Here is a 19,353-nt window from a genome sequence, read left to right as displayed (position 1 = left end):
AGGACTATGAAAATAAGCTTTTCTTCTTTACATCCTTTTGTGAATTTTTTCTATTATATTGGGGTGATGATACTATGTATGATGTGTCTTCATCCTCTTTTTTTAATTGGAGCGATTATACTAATAGTAATCTTAAATATAGTACAAGGAAATGGCGAGAAAATAAGAAACATGCTGCCTAGTACTATCGTATTCTTTCTAATGGTAATTTTATTTAATTCTTTATTAACACATAGAGGGGCGACTACGTTATTTTGGTTAGGAGATAGCCGGATTAAGCTTGAGGCAGTTATGTTTGGGCTTGTTATGGGGCTATTATTAGTTACGATTATGTTTACGTTTGCTTCTTATAACGATATTATTTCGAGTCATAAATTTTTATATTTGTTTTCAAGAATTTCACCGAAAGTTGCATTGTTAACGATGATTACAGTGCGATTTGTTCCTTTGTTTATTAGGCGGTTAAAGAAAATTACACTCGTCCAAAAAACGAAAGGTGTACAATTAGATTCAGGTTCACTCATTGAGCGTATAAGAAATGGGATGAAGTTACTGCAAGTGTTATTAGTTTGTTCGTTAGAAGATGCACTACAAACAGCAGATTCTATGCAAGCTCGCGGATTTGGTGTAACGAAACGTACGACTTATATTCGATATAGAATGGAAAGACGCGATTGGTACACGCTAAGTTATTTAAGTATTCTATTTATAGCCTCATTCATATTTAGTTATTACGGCGGAGGAAAGTTAATCATTTATCCGAAAGTGGAATCAATACTGTTCAAGCAATACGATGGAATGATGTTTTTCCTATTTATGATGTTTATTAGTTTACCTATTGTAATGGAAGGAAGGGAATGGATATGGTGGCGCATGCAGAAATAAAGAATTTATCATTTATATATGCTGATGAAAATGAAGAAGCGTTACAGCATATTTCTCTTTCTGTTCAAAAAGGAGAATTTATAGTACTTGCTGGTGGTTCAGGTTCTGGGAAGACAACTTTATTAAAGCATTTCAAAAAGGAGTTACTTCCAATTGGCACGCGTTCTGGACATACATATTATGGTGGTGCTTTATTAGAAGAAGTACCTGATTTATTATCTGCACAAGAAATTGGTATGGTATTTCAAAATCCAGAAAATCAGCTCGTAATGGATACAGTTATTCAAGAATTAGCATTCTCTTTAGAAAATATCGGGCTACCATCACATATTATTCAACAAAGAATAGCGGAACTCATTAGCTTTTTAGGATTTCAAGATTTGTTACATCAATCTGTTCATACTTTATCTGGTGGTCAAAAACAACTAGTAAATTTAGCGGCGGTATTAGTCATGCAGCCGAAGTTACTATTACTGGATGAACCGACAGCACAACTAGATCCGATTGCAGCGAAAGAGTTTTTAGGATTGTTAAAGCGTATTAATGAAGAACTTGGAATTACGATTATTTTAAGTGAACATCGTTTAGATGAGGTGATGTCGCTAGCGACTCGTGTCGTTTGTATGGATAAGGGCCGAATCGTTTATGATGGTAGCCCTAAAACGGTTATAGCGAACATGTGGGAAGTAGAAAAGTTCCGTCCATTCATTCCGCAAATTCCAAGATTGTTTTTAGAGTGGAATGTGAAAGAGATTCCATTTACAGTGCGAGAAGCGCAAATGAAAATGAATGATTTTTCAGCGATATCATATAGGAATGGGCAAGTAGAACAATGTGAAAAGCAAGAAGTAATTTTAAGTGCAGAACATATATCTTTTCAATATGAAAAAAATAGTCCGCTTATTTTACGAGATTTAACAGTGAACATCGAAAAGGGAAAATGGACAGCTCTAGTTGGGAAAAATGGAACCGGGAAGTCTACATTGTTAACGATTTTAGCAGGACTGCAAAAAGCTAGAAGAGGTAAGGTAAAGTGGAATGGAAAAGTGATACATAAAATTGATTCGAAAGAACGATTTAAAAGTATAGGGTACGTATCGCAACATCCGTACTATCATTTTACATTTGATACAGTATGGGAAGAGATTTATGAGCGTGCGCGTGAATTATATGGCGAAGAGGGAAAAGTAATAGCAGAAGAAATGTTGAAAAAGTTCTGGTTAGATTCACTTAAAGAGCGCCATCCACATGATTGTAGCGGCGGAGAGCAGCAACTACTTGCATTATGTACAACGTTATTGTCAAAGCCAACGTTATTATTACTGGATGAGCCGACAAAGGGACTAGATCCATGGAAAAAGGAAAGAGTAGGAGAGCTATTTAAACAGTTGCAAAAAGAAGGTACAACAATTGTAATGGCAACGCACGATATTGAGTTTGCAGCGAAATACGTTGATCAATGTATGATGTTATTTGACGGGAAAGTCATTATGAATGATGCACCGAAAGAGTTCTTTAGTGGTAACTTCTTTTATACAACATCTATTAATCGATTCATCCGTAAAGAGTTGCCATTTGCATTAACGTGGGAGGATGTGTACGAAGCGTGTCCAAACGATATGTTGCATTTATAATATTTATTTTTGCCGTTGTAATATGTACACTACTCTTTACGACTCTTATTATGGAAGGGTATTACATGGTAAGTAGTTTGTTTTTATTAGCTATCATTATGTTACCTTTCTATGTCCGTTTTGAAAGGAAGGCGTTTGTTTCACGTGAAATTGTTATCGTTGCTGTGTTAGCGGCGATTGCAGCGGTTAGCCGGGTACCATTTTCTATTTTACCGAGTGTACAACCGACTTCTTTTGTCATTATCGTTGCTGCAATTGTTTTTGGGAGTGAAACTGGCTTTATGATTGGGGCAACGGCGGCTATTGTATCTAACATTTTTTTAGGACAAGGTCCGTGGACTCCGTGGCAAATGTTCTCTTGGGGCATGATCGGTTTTATAGCAGGATTACTCCGAAATACATTTTTGATGAAAAAACTATGGGGACGACTCATATATGGATTTGCCGTTGGATTTCTATTTGGCTGGATTATGAATTTGTGGGGTCTTCTTGGTTTTATACAAGAAGCAACGTGGGAAACAGTTATTTCCTACTATGTCGCAAGTTTTTACTTTGATCTGAGTCATGCGATATCGAATGTTATTTTCCTTCTGTTATTTAGCACGTCATGGATTACGATCCTCACAAGATTTAAAAAGAAATACGGTATATTAGATGAGCATAACGTGACATAGAAAAGCATACTCATATAAGGTAGGGTCGCGACTTACATATTCGTTTGCCTCTTTCATGCTTCTTACATAGTGTAAGGAGCATTTTTTATTGTCAGAAAATAGATCTAATATATATCCGTTATTATATGAAATTATTTGTATAATAGTAGGTGAGAACTATTTTCAAGAGGGAGGTGTATAGTTAATGAAGTTAGTTATTCCGAAGCAACATGGAGCATGGGCGATGCTTGTCATACCATTTCTATTAAGTGTATTACTTGGTAAACCTACTTTTTATCATATCCCATTGTTTTTAGCCTGGTTCTTTATCTATTTAGCTACTTATCCATTTCTCATGTACATAAGGCAAAGACGAAAAAAAGAATTTCTACACGCTGCAATTGTTTATTTTATCATTGCATTTGTATTTGGGATGATTTCTTTATTATATGAATGGCGAATTCTTTTATTCGCAGTATTAATGATTCCATTGTTTATTGTAAATATGTATTACGCTCGTCAAAAAAATGAACGAGCATTACTAAATGATATTTGCGCGATTATTGTGTTTTGTATAGGTGGCTTGATAAGTTATTATTTCTCAATGAAATTTATTGATAGAACCGCATTATTCATTGCGCTTATTTCATTTCTATATTTTTTAGGAAGTACGTTTTATGTGAAAACGATGATTCGTGAAAAAAATAATCCGAAGTATCGTTTTATATCTTGGGGATATCATATTATATTAACGGTAATCGTATTTACTATAAATCCGTGGTGTTCACTCATATTTGTACCAAGTGTAATTCGGGCCATTATGTTGTATGGCAAAAAGATTTCTATATTAAAAGTAGGGATTTTAGAAATTGTTAATTCTGTATATTTTTTAATCATAACGGTAATAATGATGAAGTATGCCATTTGAAAAAAAACTTCCCATCTTTTGATGGGAAGTTTTCATTCTTGTTCTAAAATATGAACGGTATAATCGCATCTTTGTAATGCTTGTTCTACAGCGTAAAGGGATTGTTCAATACGTGCACGATTAAAATCTTCTTCAACAGTTTGTAATGCATCTTCTAAACAATGTTTTGCTTCTTGTAATGATTGAAAAGAATCTTGTACGTATCCACGAGCATTCTTTTGCAACGTAGTAGCCTCCTTTTGTACATCTTTTTGTAGTATGAACAATAAAGAAGAAAATATGATTTTTTATATTTATTTGACAATTATAATAAAATTACGTATAGTTAAATTTAAAGTGAATATTTTCTTATCCAGAGAGGTGGAGGGACTGGCCCGATGAAACCCAGCAACCGCGATGCAGGTGCTAATTCCAGCAGAACATTTTTGTTCTGGGAGATAAGACGAAGATATACGTAACTTCTTCTTATCGGAGAGGTTTTTTTGTTGCAAAAAAACCGATTACGAAAACATATAATAAGAAGAAAGGGGTTGCGAAGTACTGTGACACTCGAAAAATACGTAAAACTGCGTAGTACAGTTTATGAATATATGATAGAGCAAGATAAGCCAATATCATTGTTAGATATTCAAGAACATATCGTTTCGCATCATGAAGGAAAATTCACTAAAAAAATGTTACATCAATTTTATTTATCAAGACTATTAGATGAACTCAAACTGGATGGGAAAATTACTTTAGCTGATGATGAATATCGCTATGCTGAAAAAGGGGTATTTTATAAAGCGGGAAAAGGGAGCTAGGCTCTCTTTTTTTTGAAGTATGTAAAGTAAAAGACTGCTGAAGCAGCCTGATACAAGGGAATGGTGTTGAGTGTGTAGTGTCAAAGATTGAATGTGCCTGAAAGAGGCACTTCATATCGGCTGCAAATGAAAAGAGACACCTCCGCCGAATAGGTGTCAGTCGTTTTGTCACGTAGACTCGCTACTTGACAGTTATTAGAATAACATGCAGGATTTTGGAAGTCAAAAGGGAATTAGAGGAAGAGGTATTGTGATGTATGCGTACTTATTAAAAGATATAATGAAATGGATTCCAAAGTACATTATAGATAGAGGATATGAATATTATGAAGAGGGACATGTAGAAGATGTTGAAGTACATGATAATAAAGTATTTGCTTTTGTGACTGGTAATGCAGGAAATTATGAAGTAGTTATTGATCTTGAAGATTTTGCAGAAAGTAGCTGCGAGTGTCCGTACGAAAATTATTGTAAACATATGGCGGCGGTTGTGTATGATATTCAAGGTGCTGGTGAGAGTACGGTTAAAGAGAAACTGAACGGTTTAGAAAAAGAAGAGTTACTAACAGTATTAAATCGTTTGTTACAAAGTTCGAAAAATGTGCGAATTGTAGAGAAGATGTTAAAGAAGGGGAAAGATTAACTAAAGAGGGAGTTGTTTTGTAGTGAACGTACTAATTATATATGCTCATCCTAATCCTTCAAGCTTAAACGGGGCAATTTTAGAGCATGTGCAAAAAGGACTTGGGGAAACAAATCATTCTGTTACGCTACTTGATTTACATAAAGAACAATTTGATCCAGTGCTTGTATTTAATGAAGAGAAGAAAAGACGTGATTTACTAAATGAAGAAGAGACGAAGCGATATAGAGAATTAGTGAAAGCGGCGGATATTCTTCTTTTCATATATCCGATATGGTGGTGGGGCATGCCTGCTATTTTAAAAGGATTTATCGATCGTATTTTTGTAGCTGGATTTGCTTATAAATATGAGGGGTCATTACCGAAAGGGTTATTGAAAGGAAAGAAGGCGTGGGTTATTAATACGTTAGACTCACCGTTATGGTATGTGGCCCTATTATATCGATCAGCGGATTGGATTATGATGAAACGAGGGGTTTTACGTTTTTGTGGTATTCGCGATATAAAACGGTCAGTTTTTCAATCTGTGAAAACGAGTAAACTAGAGAAGCGTGAAAAATGGCTATTACAAATAGAAGAAAAGGCTCGTACATTATGAATGAAATAGATCGTATTATAAAGTGTTGCAATTGTGATGACGAACTTTTGCGTACGTATATTAATTGTTTAGTCCAATTGAAGAAATACAGCGAAACGTTTCAACAAATTCAAATACAATTAAGAAATGATTATTTAATAAGAGGGATTTGTGAAAGAGAAGTTGATGAGGTAATAAAGGGAAGTAAAGAATATGAAACATATTTTCTTCCTAAAGTATTGCAGTGGAATTTCCTTAAGAACAATCCTCATATGATTGAAAAAGTGTGTGAAGATTTGTTTACATATGAAGCATTAAATCATGCAGAGGTAGAGTGGAGGAAGGTAATAAGCTGTATAGATGACGAGTGATTTATTATATAAAAAAGCTAGTATAAAACTAGCTTCATTGAAATTAATAGACTTAATACGCTATATACGTAACGGCATTAAAAATTTCTTCAATAATAATCACCTCTTTTTAAAAATTTAGTGAAAATTAACATTATATTCCTAAAAAAAATCACAATGTGCGATCCAATCATTTGTTTTCATATTTTTGGCAAAGAAAATTCCACCGCCATGAATAATCTTTAAATGTGCTTTTGGATCTTCTGTTAATTGAAAAATAAATTCATAATCCGGAGGCCATTGGATACCTGATTGCGCAAAGCTAGCATAACCGCCTAATTTGTGTATGTAACGATTTTCTTCAAAAATATCATCGTAGTATTCCATTCTAGTCGTGTCTTCAAGTTCTAAAATTTTATCTTGGATTGTGTGAGGAAAATCATCTGTATCCCATAGGGGAAATTCATCGGTTACTAAATTTGGTATTAACGGAAAAGGTTTTAGATTTTGAAATGTAAGTGACATGTCATTCGATACTAATTCCTCTAACGAATCATATTCTCTAATACAAAAATTTTCTGATAGGTTGGATAAATTTTTATCAAAGTTTGGAGAAAGAAATATTGCTATGGCTTTTACATCTTTTAATGCTTCTGGAACAAAAGGGACCTGAGTTAAATTAATCATCATGATCGCATACATTTTGTCTTGATAACGGTCGATTGGATAAGTTTCATTTGGTAAGGAATAGGGGACCTTTCCAATCCAACTTTCATTTATTGATAAATCGGGTCTTTTTCCACCTGTTTGAAATATAGTTGCTTGTTTTCTTAGGATCTTCTTTATTTTGTCTATTTCCAACGTATTTCTCCATCCCTTCTATTTATTTGGATACGTCTCTTTTAAAAAACTTACAGATTGTTCGATTAGCGCTTTTAGAACATGAATATCAATGTCTGCTACTTTATTAATATATATACATGATTTTCCAGACGTGTACTTTCCAAATTTTTTCAATAGTTCTTCTCGTCTTGGGTCACCGGTTGTAAAATATAAACTAATTTTGGCTTTTCTAGGAGAAAAACCAACTAATGGGGCATCGCCTTCATGACCAGATTCATATTTATAGTGGTATGTACCAAATCCGATAATGCTAGGTCCCCACATCTTTGCTGTATATCCTGTTGTTTCAGTAAATATATCTAATAATTGATAGGCACTTTCTCGTTTGTTAAGATTTTCAACACTTTCAATAAACTCAAGTACACTATTGTTAGTTTCTATTGTTTTGAGTTTGTACATATTAGAGACACTCCTTTTTTGATATCGGTTATATCATATAGGTAATTATAATATAGGGGTCACCATACATGTTTATCAAGTTAAGAAAACAACATCTGATAATCAACTCGCATTAGTCGGGAACCTTTATAAACAGTACGACTTTATTTCAAAGTTTCATCTAGTGCTAAAATGTTAGTTAGAAACATATAGTAGCAATTTCCTCTATATTTTAAAAACATAACAAACAAAAAGGTAGAGGGACATCCCTTCTAACTTAAAAGTTAAAATTCAGAAAAAACAAAAATATTTATTCCCTAGTTTTTAAATTTCTTTAATTTACAAACATTCCTTCCAATTAACAGGAAATTTCATTCTGTAAAAGAAATAATTCATCAATACACCACGATTTTTAAGCGAATTCGGATTCTAGATTCTACAACATTTCAAATTCAAGTTTTCTTCACATTATCAAGGCTCAGGTGGAAGTAGTCATACGGCAGGAGTCAAAATTCAATTAGAGTATGACCTATTGAGTGGGAAGTCCCTGCATGTTTATGTAGGAGAAGGAAGAGTTGCAAAAGAGCATAAACACTTAAAAATATAATTTTACTATTAATCTATGCTTTTATATGATTAAATAAAAGAACTGCCTATAAGTGGAAGTTTTAGGGCGGATTCTTTTTATATAATAAATTGAAGGGTGGAACTAAGGTGATTAGTGATTTGAAAAAAGGGGCTTTATCTTCATTGAAGGGCCGTTGGGGATTAGGAGTAGGTTCAACATTCCTAAATTATCTCATTCCCGCAGCAAGTATGTATCTCATTGGTATAGTAGTATTTTTAATTTTTGGTTTATTTGTAGATGTTATAGGACCTGAGAACCTTGTATATTATTCGTATGGCGAACCTAAACTTAATTTTGGAGTTATTTTATCTCAAATTATTATATGGGCTATTATTTTTATTCTTTATATCGTTGTGCAAAGTGTTATGAGTTACGGTTATTACAACATCACTTTAGGTTTAGCAAAAAATGAATCTACTACAATTGGTGATTTATTTGCTGGATTTAAGTCAAATAATATATTTAGAGCTATGAAATTAGGTATCTTACAAACAATATTCATTTTCTTATGGAGTCTTTTGTTCATTATTCCAGGTATTATTAAATTTTTCTCTTATTCTATGGCTTACTACATTATGTTAGAGGATCCAGAATGTACAGCAAGCGAAGCGATTAAAAAAAGTAAAGCGATGATGAAAGGACATAAGTTAGACTTATTCATCACTTGGTTAAGTTTTATTGGTTGGTTTATTTTAGGTTCATTGGTAGGAATATTTACATTAAATCTTCCGTATCTTTGGATTTCCCCATATTACACAACGACTGTATCGCATTTCTATTTGAAATTAGCAAATAAAAATGTGACGGATGACGAAACTATTGTTATCTAATCTATATAATGATTAACATCAAAAAAGAGAGGGAACTAATTGTTCACTCTCTTTTTTGATGTTTTGTAGCTTTAAAATAAAGTTCAAATTTTAATATGTCACACTTGTGGGGGTACCGCCACATCACCATCAAGCTAAGGGGATCAAGAGGGTATATGTGAGTGTGATTTTTTGGGATTTCTAAGACTACACTAAAGATGTGCATAACAAATAAACCTATCAAATAGGCGTTTTGAAAAATATTATGCAACTTTGAAACTCTGTAACAACGTACAATCATATACAATGCCTAAGATATCAAAGACTGTTTTCTTCTCATACCTATGGGATTTTCGTCCGTTTTTCTGTAAAAGATTGAACAGAAGAAACAATATCTTTGTTAATTCTTGGGTGTCTTTTTGCAAAGATTGATAAATAAGTGAAAAATAATGCTTAGGTATCATCAACAAAAAACAAACGAATCATTTTTATGTCTGTTAATAAAAAACAATAATATATTACGTTTGAAAAATATTAACGATGTATTGTAAGAGTAATGAAGGATGTGTGTTTGATGTTAATATGGAGTTCTGTAGAACGAGTCTATTCTTATAATGATAAGCTGAATATTCAATGTACAGAAGAAAAAAAGCTATTGAACTGAGATTCAGGCCACACTTTGCAATCAATATTAGAGAATTTTAATAACAAGCCCTACGGGTTTGTTAGTTAGAGTTTAGATCATAAAACATTGACTCAAATCAAATAATTTCAAAAGCAAATGATAAAATAGCGAGATAATATCAATGCCGAGTAACTGACAGACTCAACTTTAGCAGTTGACTATTGTTCATTTGTGGAATTGAAATTCGATCCCGTTAGATAAACAATAACAGAAGGTAATAGATTAAAAGTTAGGGATTCTCTATAGTAAGTATAAGTAAAAAGCTATAAAGTAATTCAAATAATAGTTCCAGAGTAAGAGTGTGTTTTTCGAAAATTCTTCGATTAAAACACACTCTTTTTCAGTTCTTATCCTTGATAGGCAGCAATTCTTTGTAAAACATGAGATGTGATATCATAAAATATATCCAAATAGAAATTGCAAAATATTACCGATAACTCATTCAATGGAATAAGGACTGAACGAGATATTGCATTAATCCATGGATAATAATGATAAGCCATACATTCCAATAACGCGCCAATATGTATCCAAGGAATAGACCTACGATACCAAGGTTTGTTATAATAGCTGCTATATCAACACCACAATGACCAGAGCCATGAATTGCAATATGCCAGCTCGCCCAAAGAATTGGAGTAATATTGCTGGCCATGTCCCTAATTACATTTTCAAACTCTGTAAAAAAGTTTTCTATCTACTTTTTAGCTTCATCACTCATTTCAATGATATGAGTCCAATATTTTTTTGTAATCGGATCATATTCTACCCTAACTGTGACATTCTTTTGAGCATCTGTGTTTACATATCCTTCAATCGTTAGGGCATGAATTGCATTTGATGATCTATTTTCTTTTTTATAGGAACTCGTATGCTTGTCAAAGACTTGTTCAACAATTGTTAAATCAAAGTTATACTCATTTTTCATATACTGAATCGCTTTCGATTCAGAAATATTACGGATATTCATTTCTTCCTCTGGTGTAAGAGCCAACTGCTTTTCTAACTCTACAGCATGTTGGTTATCTTTAGATAGATTTAGAACACCTGTATTTTCTTCTGAATTATAATCTACCAGCCACTTTTTATCTTTGTAGTACGCTTCGACAGAGGATTTGCATGAAAATCCGCTCTTTCCTTCATTTTGTGCATCACAGCTAACTAACTCAAAATGAATATTTATTTTGGAATATTCCGGACTTCCTGTACCTTCATTCGCTTGCACCCTACTTGCCTTTGTCACATATGTAATCTTTATGGGACCATTAGTTTTTTCAACCTCATGTTTTACTTTTTCTTCAATACGTTGTTCCTGAACCTGTTTCGCGAAAATGTAGTTCTCCTCATACAAATGATACATTGCTAAAGGAACAAATAAAGCAAGCCCTAAAACGAAACAAGAAAGTGCATAATAAGCCAACATTCGCTCTGTAGTATATATACGGAAACAGGAAAGTACAACACGAATATATACTAAAGGTAAAGTGATATAAAAAATAGGTACTGAAAAGTAAAATGTAAAGGCTGTAATTAGAAAAATCCCCCCGAGTAACTCGATATATCGCGGAATACCTATACTGTATACTGCTAAAATCAAAAACCAAATGTAACTTGTTGATACAAGAAAAGCAATTCTATAATACTTCTTACTTTTTAAGTTTTTCTCTTCCATTTCCCCACCATCTTTGCAAAATTGAAGCTGTGCTATCCGTTACAACTTAAAACAAACTCTTTCTTACATTCAGTTTCTCAAATGAATGTAAGAAATACAAGAACAAACTCCATTCATTAGCTTGGTTTCATAACTCATGTGAAAATGATATGATTACATTGTCAATATTATCTAATTACTAAAATATATTACAAGGAAATCACAAAGAGGAGGAGAAATCATGGGTTTTTTCAGTAGATTTTTTAAAAAGGTGGAACAAGTAAACAATAAAGAGGCCACTATCCATGAATTAGATGAAGAATTGTATATTGAATCCCCACTAGAAGAAGCCAATAGCTATTGGGTCTCAATGGCACAAAATTTACTTATTAATACTGTAAAAGCCGCTGGAAATAATGTGGAGCGTGCTTTTTTATTGCTTAATATGAAAAAGGGAGAGGCTTCATTTGATATTTTTTATCAAATAAACGGACAATTGTATTTTTGGGATCAAATAGAAAATCAGGAAATAAAAAATAGAATTAAAAATGAGTTATTACCACAAGCTTCGGAAGTTTCAGATGCTGTAAACCAACACTTTATCGAAGCAGATCATCCTACAATTTCGTTTGCAGAATTACAATTTGAATGGGAAACAAAAGCTTGGTTTTCACACATTATCTGGGAAGATGACCCAGCCTCTCAATTACCAAAGGCTCAAATATTAAACGAATGGTATAGCCTAATTAACAAGGAAATACACGGTAAACCACTTGATAGCGATATAAAATTTTCTTGGTATCCATCAAACTCTTAATAATCTAACAGTATCTAAAATAGGGGACATTGTTCCGATTAGTTTAAATATAGTTAGTTAATAACCTTAAAAAAATAGAGACTACTTATAATAGAAAAATTCAATTTAAAGGAGGTATTAAATGAAATGGCTATTAAAAACCTTAAAACCAATGAAAATTCCGAATTAGAAGGAGAAGCCTATTTCGAATTATTTGATCAAAATATTCTGGTATACATAGACCAAGATGCAGATATCAAATACGCAGAGCTATGTATAACATACTTAAATTCTTTAAGTGAAGAACTGATAAATAAACTTTGTAAAGCATCTATTAGATACTGTAATGAATTTCTTGATGATATAGGTGAAGATATTATAGAATTTTCTAAACTGACAGATGTTCTACCTCATATTACACCAAATACTATATGTATTCCGAATCCTGAAAATAAATCTGAACCTGTCATTGATTTAGAATTAAATTGCACATGGGAAGAGGAACATGGTATGGAATGGATCATTCGCAGTGGGAAAGTTATGTATGTTGGAGCATTTAATGGAATAAATCCATATGGGGATTGTGATATCGGAAAAGATTGGAATTATGCTTAATGTATGATTTTATAGAAATGTAATCAAAAAAGCATGCCGAGTTGATATGGGTTCATGTTAATAATTTATCGGAGTTAAAGTGGGCCCCGGCGGATTTTCCAACCGTAGGAGTTTTATGTTTGAAGTTTAAAAATTAAGGTCTGAAATAAGAACTAATGAGACAGATTTTTATAAGTTATAAACTATTTTGAAAGTAGTTGTATGACTCCGGTGGCTCGGGCTCATGATCTCTACCCTGTCAAGGTGGCGCTCTCCCTGCTGAGCTATGGGGTCCCAACAAACGGACGGTACAATCGCTGCTTAATAAACGGTTAATTGCAAAGTACAGGTTGTGAGGGTTGTCCAAACGGTGCGGTAAAGCTAACAGAGAATGGACTTAATGTGTTACGGGCGTTAGGGTAATGCGAGGATATTGATTATATATGGGGGTAAATAAGCTGAAAAACATTGAAGTTCTAAAAAAATACATTGAAGGGTTTTCTGATGCTCTCCCTACGTGGTTAAAGCATCTAATCGAGGCAGAGGAGATACATCAAAACTATGAGAATGTACAGGTACTTGGTGCATTAAAGACAGATGCGGTGTTGTACTATGTACACCGTACGCTGCAAGTGTTAGATGGGTTGTCTTTAGATGAAGAAGCGTATCATATTATTGAAAAGGTACTAACGTATAGTGAGCTTGCAAAGGTAGGCTCTTTAAAACAGCGGGAGCAATGGAAGAAAAACGGGATTAACCTATTGGTACATAACGAGGGTTCTGCTGATATCTTTAGTAATATTCAGTTTATCGAACGTATAGAGACAAACTTAAACTCTACAGAGTATTTATTTGTTCGAGATTTAATTAGAACACATGGATTAATCGGGCAGTATATCCGCGGGGAGGCTCGTTTAGATTCTCATGTTGATTTGATTAACACGTATAAAGAAGAGTACGGAGACGCTAGGTTAAAGGAGATTCTATACTATCTTAACCAATGTATTATTGAGGGCGTATCAAAATCCTTGTGGAGTGAAGTAAAGAACGATGTGAAGATTACAATTGATGGTCTGTTTGATGGTTATGTGGAGCCATTTACTTCTCGCATACATAGACTCACGCCAAAACATAAGGAGTCAGCATTTGAAAAAGATATAATTATGGGGAGCGAGAAGAGTGGTGTTCAAACCTTCTTATCTGATAAGGATTTGTGGTATGTAGAACCGTCTATGCATGCTCTTAGCTTCGAGGATATCTGGACAGTTTTTGTTATGTTAAAGAACGAGATAGGCACTGGAAAGGTTCAGCATATCCATTTCGAGAAATTGATGCAGCAGTTGCACTATGATTTCAAAGGCGAGAAGAAGGACAACGTGTATCGTAAGCGGGTTATTGAGAAGTATCTACGGGAGTACCGTGAGAACGAGAAGCCGGATACAACGCATGTTTCTTTTGAGGCTAAAGTCGATGAAAATATGAAGACTGCGTATGTGTCGTTTCAGTTTTCTGCTGTAGGTGAGGCGTTAATTACCTTCTGTGTAGAGGCAGAAAAGATAGATATGATGCATGCTCGGGCAAATGTGCTGCTGTTTGATTTCTTCGGGTTACGTAAGGATGCGTATGATAGATTCCATAACGAAGAAGTGTATCTGGAGCATATGAATAGTTCGGCTGATGATAAACGAATTATTCTTGATTATATAAAGGGAGATACGGTTGTAGATGTCGGAGCCGGTGGTGGTGTCATGCTAGACATGATTGAAGAAGAGACCGAGGATAAACGAATCTACGGTATCGATATTTCCGAAAACGTGATTGATACGTTGAAAAAGAAGAAGCAGAACGAGGGTCGTTCTTGGGACGTCATTAAAGGGGATGCAATCAACTTAAGCAGCTCGTTTGACAAAGAATCGGTTGATACGATTGTATATTCTTCTATCCTTCATGAGCTGTTCTCTTATATCGAGTATGAAGGTAAGAAATTCAATCATGAAGTAATTAAAAAGGGTCTGCAAAGTGCTTATGAGGTGTTAAAGCCAGGAGGTCGTATTATCATTCGTGATGGCATCATGACCGAAGATAAAACGTTAATGCGTGTGATTCGTTTTAAAGATGCGGGCGGAATGAAGTTCTTAGAGCAGTATGTCCATGAATTTAAGGGGCGTATAATCCAGTATGAGGTACTTGCAGACAATACAGTCAAAATGCCTGTTAACGATGCGATGGAGTTCTTATATACGTATACCTGGGGCGAGGATTCCTTCGTTCATGAGGTGCAGGAGCAGTTTGGAATCTTTACACCAAACGACTATAAGGATTTCGTAAAGGGTATCTTTGGAGATCAAGTAAACATCATTCAAGCTATGAACTATTTGCAGGATGGATATATAAATCATCTAAACGAGAAAATTGAGTTTAAAGATGAGTCTGGGAATGCAGTTGCGCTACCGGATAGTACGTTCTTTATGGTTTTAGAAAAGGTGAAGTAATGGGTTATTGGTACAAGTAAAGTATAAAGGGATAAAGGGCAATGAAAATCTTAGAAATGCAATACACAAAGGAAGATAAAACATCTTTACAATCTAGGGTTGTCGAGTGCTGATGATACGTTTTGTTTATTCATTTTACCCCCCAATATTTGTTAATTCAATTATATAAGACAGAAAAATCGCTGGGAAGCGGTAAATAAGACTGAATTGTATAAAAATGAGGTTTGATTTGAAAACGGCTTTCCAAATTGGTTTATTTTGCGTTTTAATGAAGAAGTTAATACAATAGGTCTTATTTATTATAAAAACGCATGTAAAGATGGATACAGGCTTTACATACGTTTTTAGGGTTTTTAGGAAAAATAAAAAGGGTAGTCATTATTTACGACTTAACCCTTTCTCTACGAGCTGACGAATTGCTTCATTTTGATTCTTAGCCTATTTTCATGCCAATAATTTTCTATTTGTTCCACTTGCTCTTTTGTAAATGTAAATGAATTTTCATATATGGTAAAAGCTTGTTACAATAGTAAAGAATAACTTGGGTACAATTGATAATGAAATGGGGAAAGATGCTAGATGAAAGCAACCGGAGTGACTAGAAAAGTAGATGATTTAGGGCGTGTGGTAATTCCAAAGGAACTTAGAAATACGCTAGGTATTAAAGAAAAATCACCATTAGAGATCTTTGTAGAAGGTGAAGACATTGTTTTACAGAAATATCAGCCCGGTGGTGTTTGTGCATTAACAGGAGAGGTATCAAATCGTAACATGTCATTAGCAAACGGTAAGATAACATTAAGTCCAGAAGGTGCAGAACTATTAATAAAAGAAGTAGAACAGTACCTTGTAAAATAAGTGGCTCCTTTCAGGGGCTTTTATTAAAATTAATATAGTAATTTCGTGTATTGTAATATTTATAAAAATATTTGCCAAAAATAGAATCAATTCCATTCTCTTTTGTCGAAATTTAGTTAGTGTATATTTTCGTATCGGTTTTAGAAAAACAAAAGCTAGAAGAATTTATCGAATTCTCTGAACGAAAATTGCATGAGGAACATATGTGAAAAGGAAAAAATAATAAAAAGGCTAGTTAGTCTATTATAGGGGCTAACTAGCCTTTTTATTACCTTGATAAAGTAAATAAATCTCGGCTGACCCCCACCATTCAAAAGGGTAAGAGTCATTTAATAATTTGTATATTTCTGATCCTCTTTCAGGAGATAATTCTTTAGTTTCAGTACCTAACACGCAGACGCATTCGTCATATAAAGCACCATGAGTGGGTTTATGCTTTTTTCTATTTGCTTCAAGAAGTTCTAAGAGTCTTTGAGACCTGTTGTTTTTATTCATCATTTAGCCCACCATAAGGTAAATGTGGTACTGTTGTTATATTGGTTCATAAACAAGGAGCTGTCAAAAAATAGTTTTGAATTCGATCACAAAGTGAAATGGAAGGAAGATTTTTAAATAGTAAAATAATCTGAAGTTAGGAAAAACGTAGAAAGATTAAATTTCTATGTTTTTTTGCATCCATTCAATGCTACATATGTACATATTCATTATTGAAGTTATTAACAATAAAATGTATTATAGAAAAGCGCAATTTTTAATTCAAGTAAGCGGGAATGTGTATTCGTAATAAATAAAATATTCAGAAATAATAGTATTGTCTGGAAAACGAGGTGGAATTAATAGAGACATTACATATTAAATGGTATGGATTGTATAGTTTAAATGACTTTTACAGTAGAGAAGAAGCTTTTAAGAAGGTTATAAACAAAGAAATAATGCTCTATATAGAAAAAATAAAGGCGCTTTATACAAAAGATAAGGGGACTTCATAAAGATTCGTTTTGTCATGAAAGCGAATTAAAGGTTAGATTAGGAATAATAGAATTTCCTATTGGCAAAAGTTATTCTGAAAAGAAGGTAAAAGAGGTAAAATCTCTTTTGATTTTACGGCATATCCATTGGAAAGCGCAAATTAAAGAGGGCATTTGATTTTAAAAATTATAAATCGGTGAAGAAGAGGCTTAATTGTTAAAAAGTATACTTAAGTACGGAAACTTATCAATCTTTAATTTATTAAACTATTTTTGAATAACATATGTCAGATACTTGAAAAAGCATAAATTTTATTATTTTTATATGGAATTCTGTATGGGAAGTGTAGTTCATTTTTATTATTTAATAAAAATATTAAGATTCTTAGGAACAATACGTAAAGATTAGTGGCGAAAATAAATACGGAGGTTTGAAAAATGGGACAAGGAAGCAGGTTTCAAGAAAAACAACAAAATCGTCGTAATAAGGGGATATTTAATATCGCATTTAGTGTGGTATTAGTAACAGTTGGCATAGTGACATATCAGTTGTTTTTCACTTCTGATACATCAAAGAAAGCAATTGCTCAAGAAAAGAAAGCAACAAAGATAGAAGAGAAAAAAAACGAAGATAAAAAGGCGGCAAAGATAGAAGAAAAGAAAAACGAGGATAAAGAAGCAGCAAAGATAGAAGAAAAGAAAAACGAAGATAAAGAAGCAGCAAAGATAGAAGAAAAGAAAAACAAAGATAAAGAAACAGCACATTTAGAAGAGAAACAAAAAGTAGAAGAGCCTGTAAAAACGAACGAAAATGAAAATAAAGAGGGAGAAAAAACGATATCTCAAGAAAAGGGTTCTCAAACTAATCCTTCCTGGAAGGCAATTGGTACAGAGCAAGGAGCAAAACCTGCAATGCAATTTAAAGAAGGAACAGTAGATTGGAATGAGATGAAAAAAGCAATTTCTTATGCTGTTGATGTTCCAGAGAGTCAATTGATTTTTGATTTTATTGGGAATAATGGTAATAATAAAGCCTACGGTAAGGTACGAGATAAGCAAAGTAATAAAAAATATAAGGTTGATATTGATTGGGTAGAGAATCAGGGCTGGAAACCAGTATCTGTTCAAGTGGTAAAATAAATAAGAAAAATGTAATTGCTATCCTCTCTTGTTGTGAGCGACTAAGCTATTATAGTCTAGATAAGATAAACTTGGTTCTATATGATGTTTGAATTATTTGACACTCCCACCCCTAAAGGGGCAAGCTGACTAACATCAGTGGCGTTCTTGCTACCAAAGGCGAAGTCCATTTCTGGTATCGCTGACGTGCAAGGTTGCGGTGTGTCATCACCACTCTCACGACAGACCGTATAGGTTCGGGAGCTACGGTACTATCCACCATACCGTACAGGTTCGTGTTCAGATGTTTAGCGTCTTGTTCTTGACGACACATATCATTTTACCGATAGCATGAATTCGGCGTCATCTCAAACAAATGAATAACTCATGGAGAGTGGACGAAACATACATAAAAATAAAAGGACAATGGATGTATTTATATCGTGCCGTTGATTCTGAAGGAAACACGATTGACTTTTATTTGAGTAAATCTAGAAATCATAAGGCTGCAAAGTGCTTTTTTAAGAAAGCTTTGCAGTCTTTTCATGTTTCAAAGTCTCGTGTTATAACAGTCGATAAGAATTCTGCTTATCCAATTGCTATCGAACAGTTGGAGGAAGAAAAAGGATACCAATGGGCACCAAAATCCGAAGGATAAAATATTTAAAAAACATAGTAGAACAAGATCATCGTTTTATTAAAAAACGTATACGCTCTATGTTGGGATTTAAATCATACAAAACATCAGCTTCTATATTGAGTGGCGTTGAAGCCATGCATATGCTCAAAAAAGAACAAATTGATTTGCAGGACCAGCCTGTCTAAAATCAGAATATTTTTATGAACCGGCTGTTTGGACTAACTGCTTAACAGGTGATTCCGTTAGGAATCCTTGATTCTTTTTTACTTATCATTTTTCACACCAGAACCATACATTCTATCAATAAGAGAAATATGTAATTATGCATATCTTTTTTTATTATCTCGATAGTATCAAAA

The 19,353-nt window shown here is 33.6% G+C and carries 19 protein-coding genes, 5 pseudogenes and 1 riboswitch; of the genes and pseudogenes, 17 read left to right on the top strand and 7 right to left on the bottom strand.

Going from position 1 to position 19,353, the window contains the following annotated elements; genetic code table 11:
- Positions 1–6: 6 nt before the first annotated feature.
- The 4 genes from MHB76_RS15710 (at position 7) to MHB76_RS15695 (ending at position 4,100) form a co-directional block, all read left to right on the top strand.
- Positions 7–885 carry an energy-coupling factor transporter transmembrane component T gene (locus tag MHB76_RS15710; protein ID WP_078174480.1) on the top strand — a complete coding sequence of 293 codons (879 nt, stop codon included), beginning with the start codon at positions 7–9 and terminating at the stop codon, positions 883–885.
- Positions 858–2,519 (top strand): ABC transporter ATP-binding protein, encoded by a 1,662-nt coding sequence (locus MHB76_RS15705; RefSeq protein WP_078174479.1) that lies wholly within the window; start codon positions 858–860, stop codon positions 2,517–2,519. Before MHB76_RS15710 ends, MHB76_RS15705 begins: the two co-directional genes overlap by 28 nt.
- Entirely contained in the window at positions 2,492–3,193 is a 702-nt protein-coding gene (locus MHB76_RS15700) for an ECF transporter S component (RefSeq protein WP_078174478.1), read from the top strand. The genes MHB76_RS15705 and MHB76_RS15700 overlap by 28 nt, the downstream gene beginning before the upstream one ends.
- Positions 3,194–3,377: 184 nt before the next feature.
- Positions 3,378–4,100, top strand: coding sequence for a YwiC-like family protein (locus MHB76_RS15695; protein ID WP_002110872.1), 723 nt, complete (start codon positions 3,378–3,380; stop codon positions 4,098–4,100).
- Between the two features lie 32 nt (positions 4,101–4,132).
- Here the strand turns inward: MHB76_RS15695 and MHB76_RS15690 are convergent, their stop codons facing one another.
- Complete coding sequence (locus MHB76_RS15690; RefSeq protein WP_002110871.1) at positions 4,133–4,324, bottom strand: hypothetical protein; 192 nt, start codon at positions 4,322–4,324, stop codon at positions 4,133–4,135.
- 121 nt (positions 4,325–4,445) lie between these two features.
- Positions 4,446–4,544: riboswitch (SAM riboswitch) on the top strand.
- A 38-nt stretch (positions 4,545–4,582) separates the two neighbouring features.
- On the opposite strand from MHB76_RS15690, the gene MHB76_RS15685 reads away from it, so the two are divergent.
- The 4 genes from MHB76_RS15685 (at position 4,583) to MHB76_RS15670 (ending at position 6,494) form a co-directional block, all read left to right on the top strand.
- Positions 4,583–4,903, top strand: a complete 321-nt coding sequence (locus MHB76_RS15685) for a hypothetical protein (RefSeq protein WP_002110869.1) — start codon at positions 4,583–4,585, stop codon at positions 4,901–4,903.
- 253 nt (positions 4,904–5,156) lie between these two features.
- Positions 5,157–5,546 (top strand): SWIM zinc finger family protein, encoded by a 390-nt coding sequence (locus MHB76_RS15680; RefSeq protein WP_078174477.1) that lies wholly within the window; start codon positions 5,157–5,159, stop codon positions 5,544–5,546.
- A 22-nt stretch (positions 5,547–5,568) separates the two neighbouring features.
- Positions 5,569–6,144, top strand: coding sequence for an NAD(P)H-dependent oxidoreductase (locus tag MHB76_RS15675; RefSeq protein ID WP_002161107.1), 576 nt, complete (start codon positions 5,569–5,571; stop codon positions 6,142–6,144).
- Complete coding sequence (locus MHB76_RS15670; protein ID WP_016105482.1) at positions 6,141–6,494, top strand: hypothetical protein; 354 nt, start codon at positions 6,141–6,143, stop codon at positions 6,492–6,494. The genes MHB76_RS15675 and MHB76_RS15670 overlap by 4 nt, the downstream gene beginning before the upstream one ends.
- A gap of 141 nt (positions 6,495–6,635) precedes the next feature.
- Here MHB76_RS15670 and MHB76_RS15665 read toward each other — a convergent pair whose 3' ends face one another.
- Positions 6,636–7,334, bottom strand: coding sequence for a DUF1963 domain-containing protein (locus MHB76_RS15665; protein ID WP_016105481.1), 699 nt, complete (start codon positions 7,332–7,334; stop codon positions 6,636–6,638).
- A gap of 18 nt (positions 7,335–7,352) precedes the next feature.
- The gene (locus MHB76_RS15660) at positions 7,353–7,775 is read right to left on the bottom strand and encodes a DUF1801 domain-containing protein (protein ID WP_016105480.1); all 423 of its coding nucleotides are present in this window, start codon (positions 7,773–7,775) and stop codon (positions 7,353–7,355) included.
- A 360-nt stretch (positions 7,776–8,135) separates the two neighbouring features.
- Here MHB76_RS15660 and MHB76_RS15655 point away from each other — a divergent pair.
- Positions 8,136–8,328: pseudogene (locus MHB76_RS15655) on the top strand (IS4 family transposase); the annotation flags it as partial.
- A 140-nt stretch (positions 8,329–8,468) separates the two neighbouring features.
- The gene (locus tag MHB76_RS15650) at positions 8,469–9,212 is read left to right on the top strand and encodes a DUF975 family protein (protein ID WP_016105479.1); all 744 of its coding nucleotides are present in this window, start codon (positions 8,469–8,471) and stop codon (positions 9,210–9,212) included.
- A gap of 242 nt (positions 9,213–9,454) precedes the next feature.
- Here MHB76_RS15650 and MHB76_RS15645 read toward each other — a convergent pair.
- From MHB76_RS15645 to MHB76_RS15635, 3 genes and pseudogenes are all read right to left on the bottom strand, one after another.
- Positions 9,455–9,646 (bottom strand): annotated as a pseudogene (locus tag MHB76_RS15645) (IS4 family transposase); the annotation flags it as partial.
- Between the two features lie 672 nt (positions 9,647–10,318).
- A pseudogene (locus MHB76_RS15640) lies at positions 10,319–10,539 on the bottom strand (CPBP family glutamic-type intramembrane protease); the annotation flags it as partial.
- 34 nt (positions 10,540–10,573) lie between these two features.
- On the bottom strand, positions 10,574–11,548 hold the full coding sequence (locus MHB76_RS15635) for a hypothetical protein (RefSeq protein WP_078174476.1): 975 nt from the start codon (positions 11,546–11,548) through the stop codon (positions 10,574–10,576).
- A 220-nt stretch (positions 11,549–11,768) separates the two neighbouring features.
- Here MHB76_RS15635 and MHB76_RS15630 point away from each other — a divergent pair, with 220 nt between their 5' ends.
- From MHB76_RS15630 to MHB76_RS15615, 4 genes are all read left to right on the top strand, one after another.
- Positions 11,769–12,344, top strand: a complete 576-nt coding sequence (locus MHB76_RS15630; RefSeq protein WP_078174475.1) for a hypothetical protein — start codon at positions 11,769–11,771, stop codon at positions 12,342–12,344.
- A 126-nt stretch (positions 12,345–12,470) separates the two neighbouring features.
- Positions 12,471–12,938, top strand: coding sequence for a DUF6985 domain-containing protein (locus tag MHB76_RS15625; protein ID WP_078174474.1), 468 nt, complete (start codon positions 12,471–12,473; stop codon positions 12,936–12,938).
- A 422-nt stretch (positions 12,939–13,360) separates the two neighbouring features.
- Positions 13,361–15,409 (top strand): class I SAM-dependent methyltransferase, encoded by a 2,049-nt coding sequence (locus MHB76_RS15620; RefSeq protein ID WP_078174473.1) that lies wholly within the window; start codon positions 13,361–13,363, stop codon positions 15,407–15,409.
- A gap of 579 nt (positions 15,410–15,988) precedes the next feature.
- Positions 15,989–16,267 carry an AbrB/MazE/SpoVT family DNA-binding domain-containing protein gene (locus tag MHB76_RS15615; RefSeq protein ID WP_016105474.1) on the top strand — a complete coding sequence of 93 codons (279 nt, stop codon included), beginning with the start codon at positions 15,989–15,991 and terminating at the stop codon, positions 16,265–16,267.
- Between the two features lie 252 nt (positions 16,268–16,519).
- Here MHB76_RS15615 and MHB76_RS15610 read toward each other — a convergent pair whose 3' ends face one another.
- Entirely contained in the window at positions 16,520–16,765 is a 246-nt protein-coding gene (locus MHB76_RS15610; RefSeq protein ID WP_016105473.1) for a hypothetical protein, read from the bottom strand.
- A 329-nt stretch (positions 16,766–17,094) separates the two neighbouring features.
- On the opposite strand from MHB76_RS15610, the pseudogene MHB76_RS15605 reads away from it, so the two are divergent.
- The 3 genes and pseudogenes from MHB76_RS15605 to MHB76_RS15595 form a co-directional block, all read left to right on the top strand.
- A pseudogene (locus MHB76_RS15605) lies at positions 17,095–17,436 on the top strand (sodium:proton symporter).
- A 237-nt stretch (positions 17,437–17,673) separates the two neighbouring features.
- Positions 17,674–18,375, top strand: coding sequence for a YrrS family protein (locus tag MHB76_RS15600; protein WP_016105472.1), 702 nt, complete (start codon positions 17,674–17,676; stop codon positions 18,373–18,375).
- A 334-nt stretch (positions 18,376–18,709) separates the two neighbouring features.
- Positions 18,710–19,179 (top strand): annotated as a pseudogene (locus MHB76_RS15595) (IS6 family transposase); the annotation flags it as partial.
- Positions 19,180–19,353 lie beyond the last annotated feature (174 nt).

This window comes from Bacillus sp. FSL M7-1345, assembly GCF_038006985.1.
GTDB classification, from domain to species: Bacteria; Bacillota; Bacilli; order Bacillales; family Bacillaceae_G; genus Bacillus_A; species Bacillus_A cereus_U.
The sequence above is the reverse complement of the archived record's forward strand: the minus strand, read 5'-3'. Positions and strand labels throughout refer to the sequence as shown.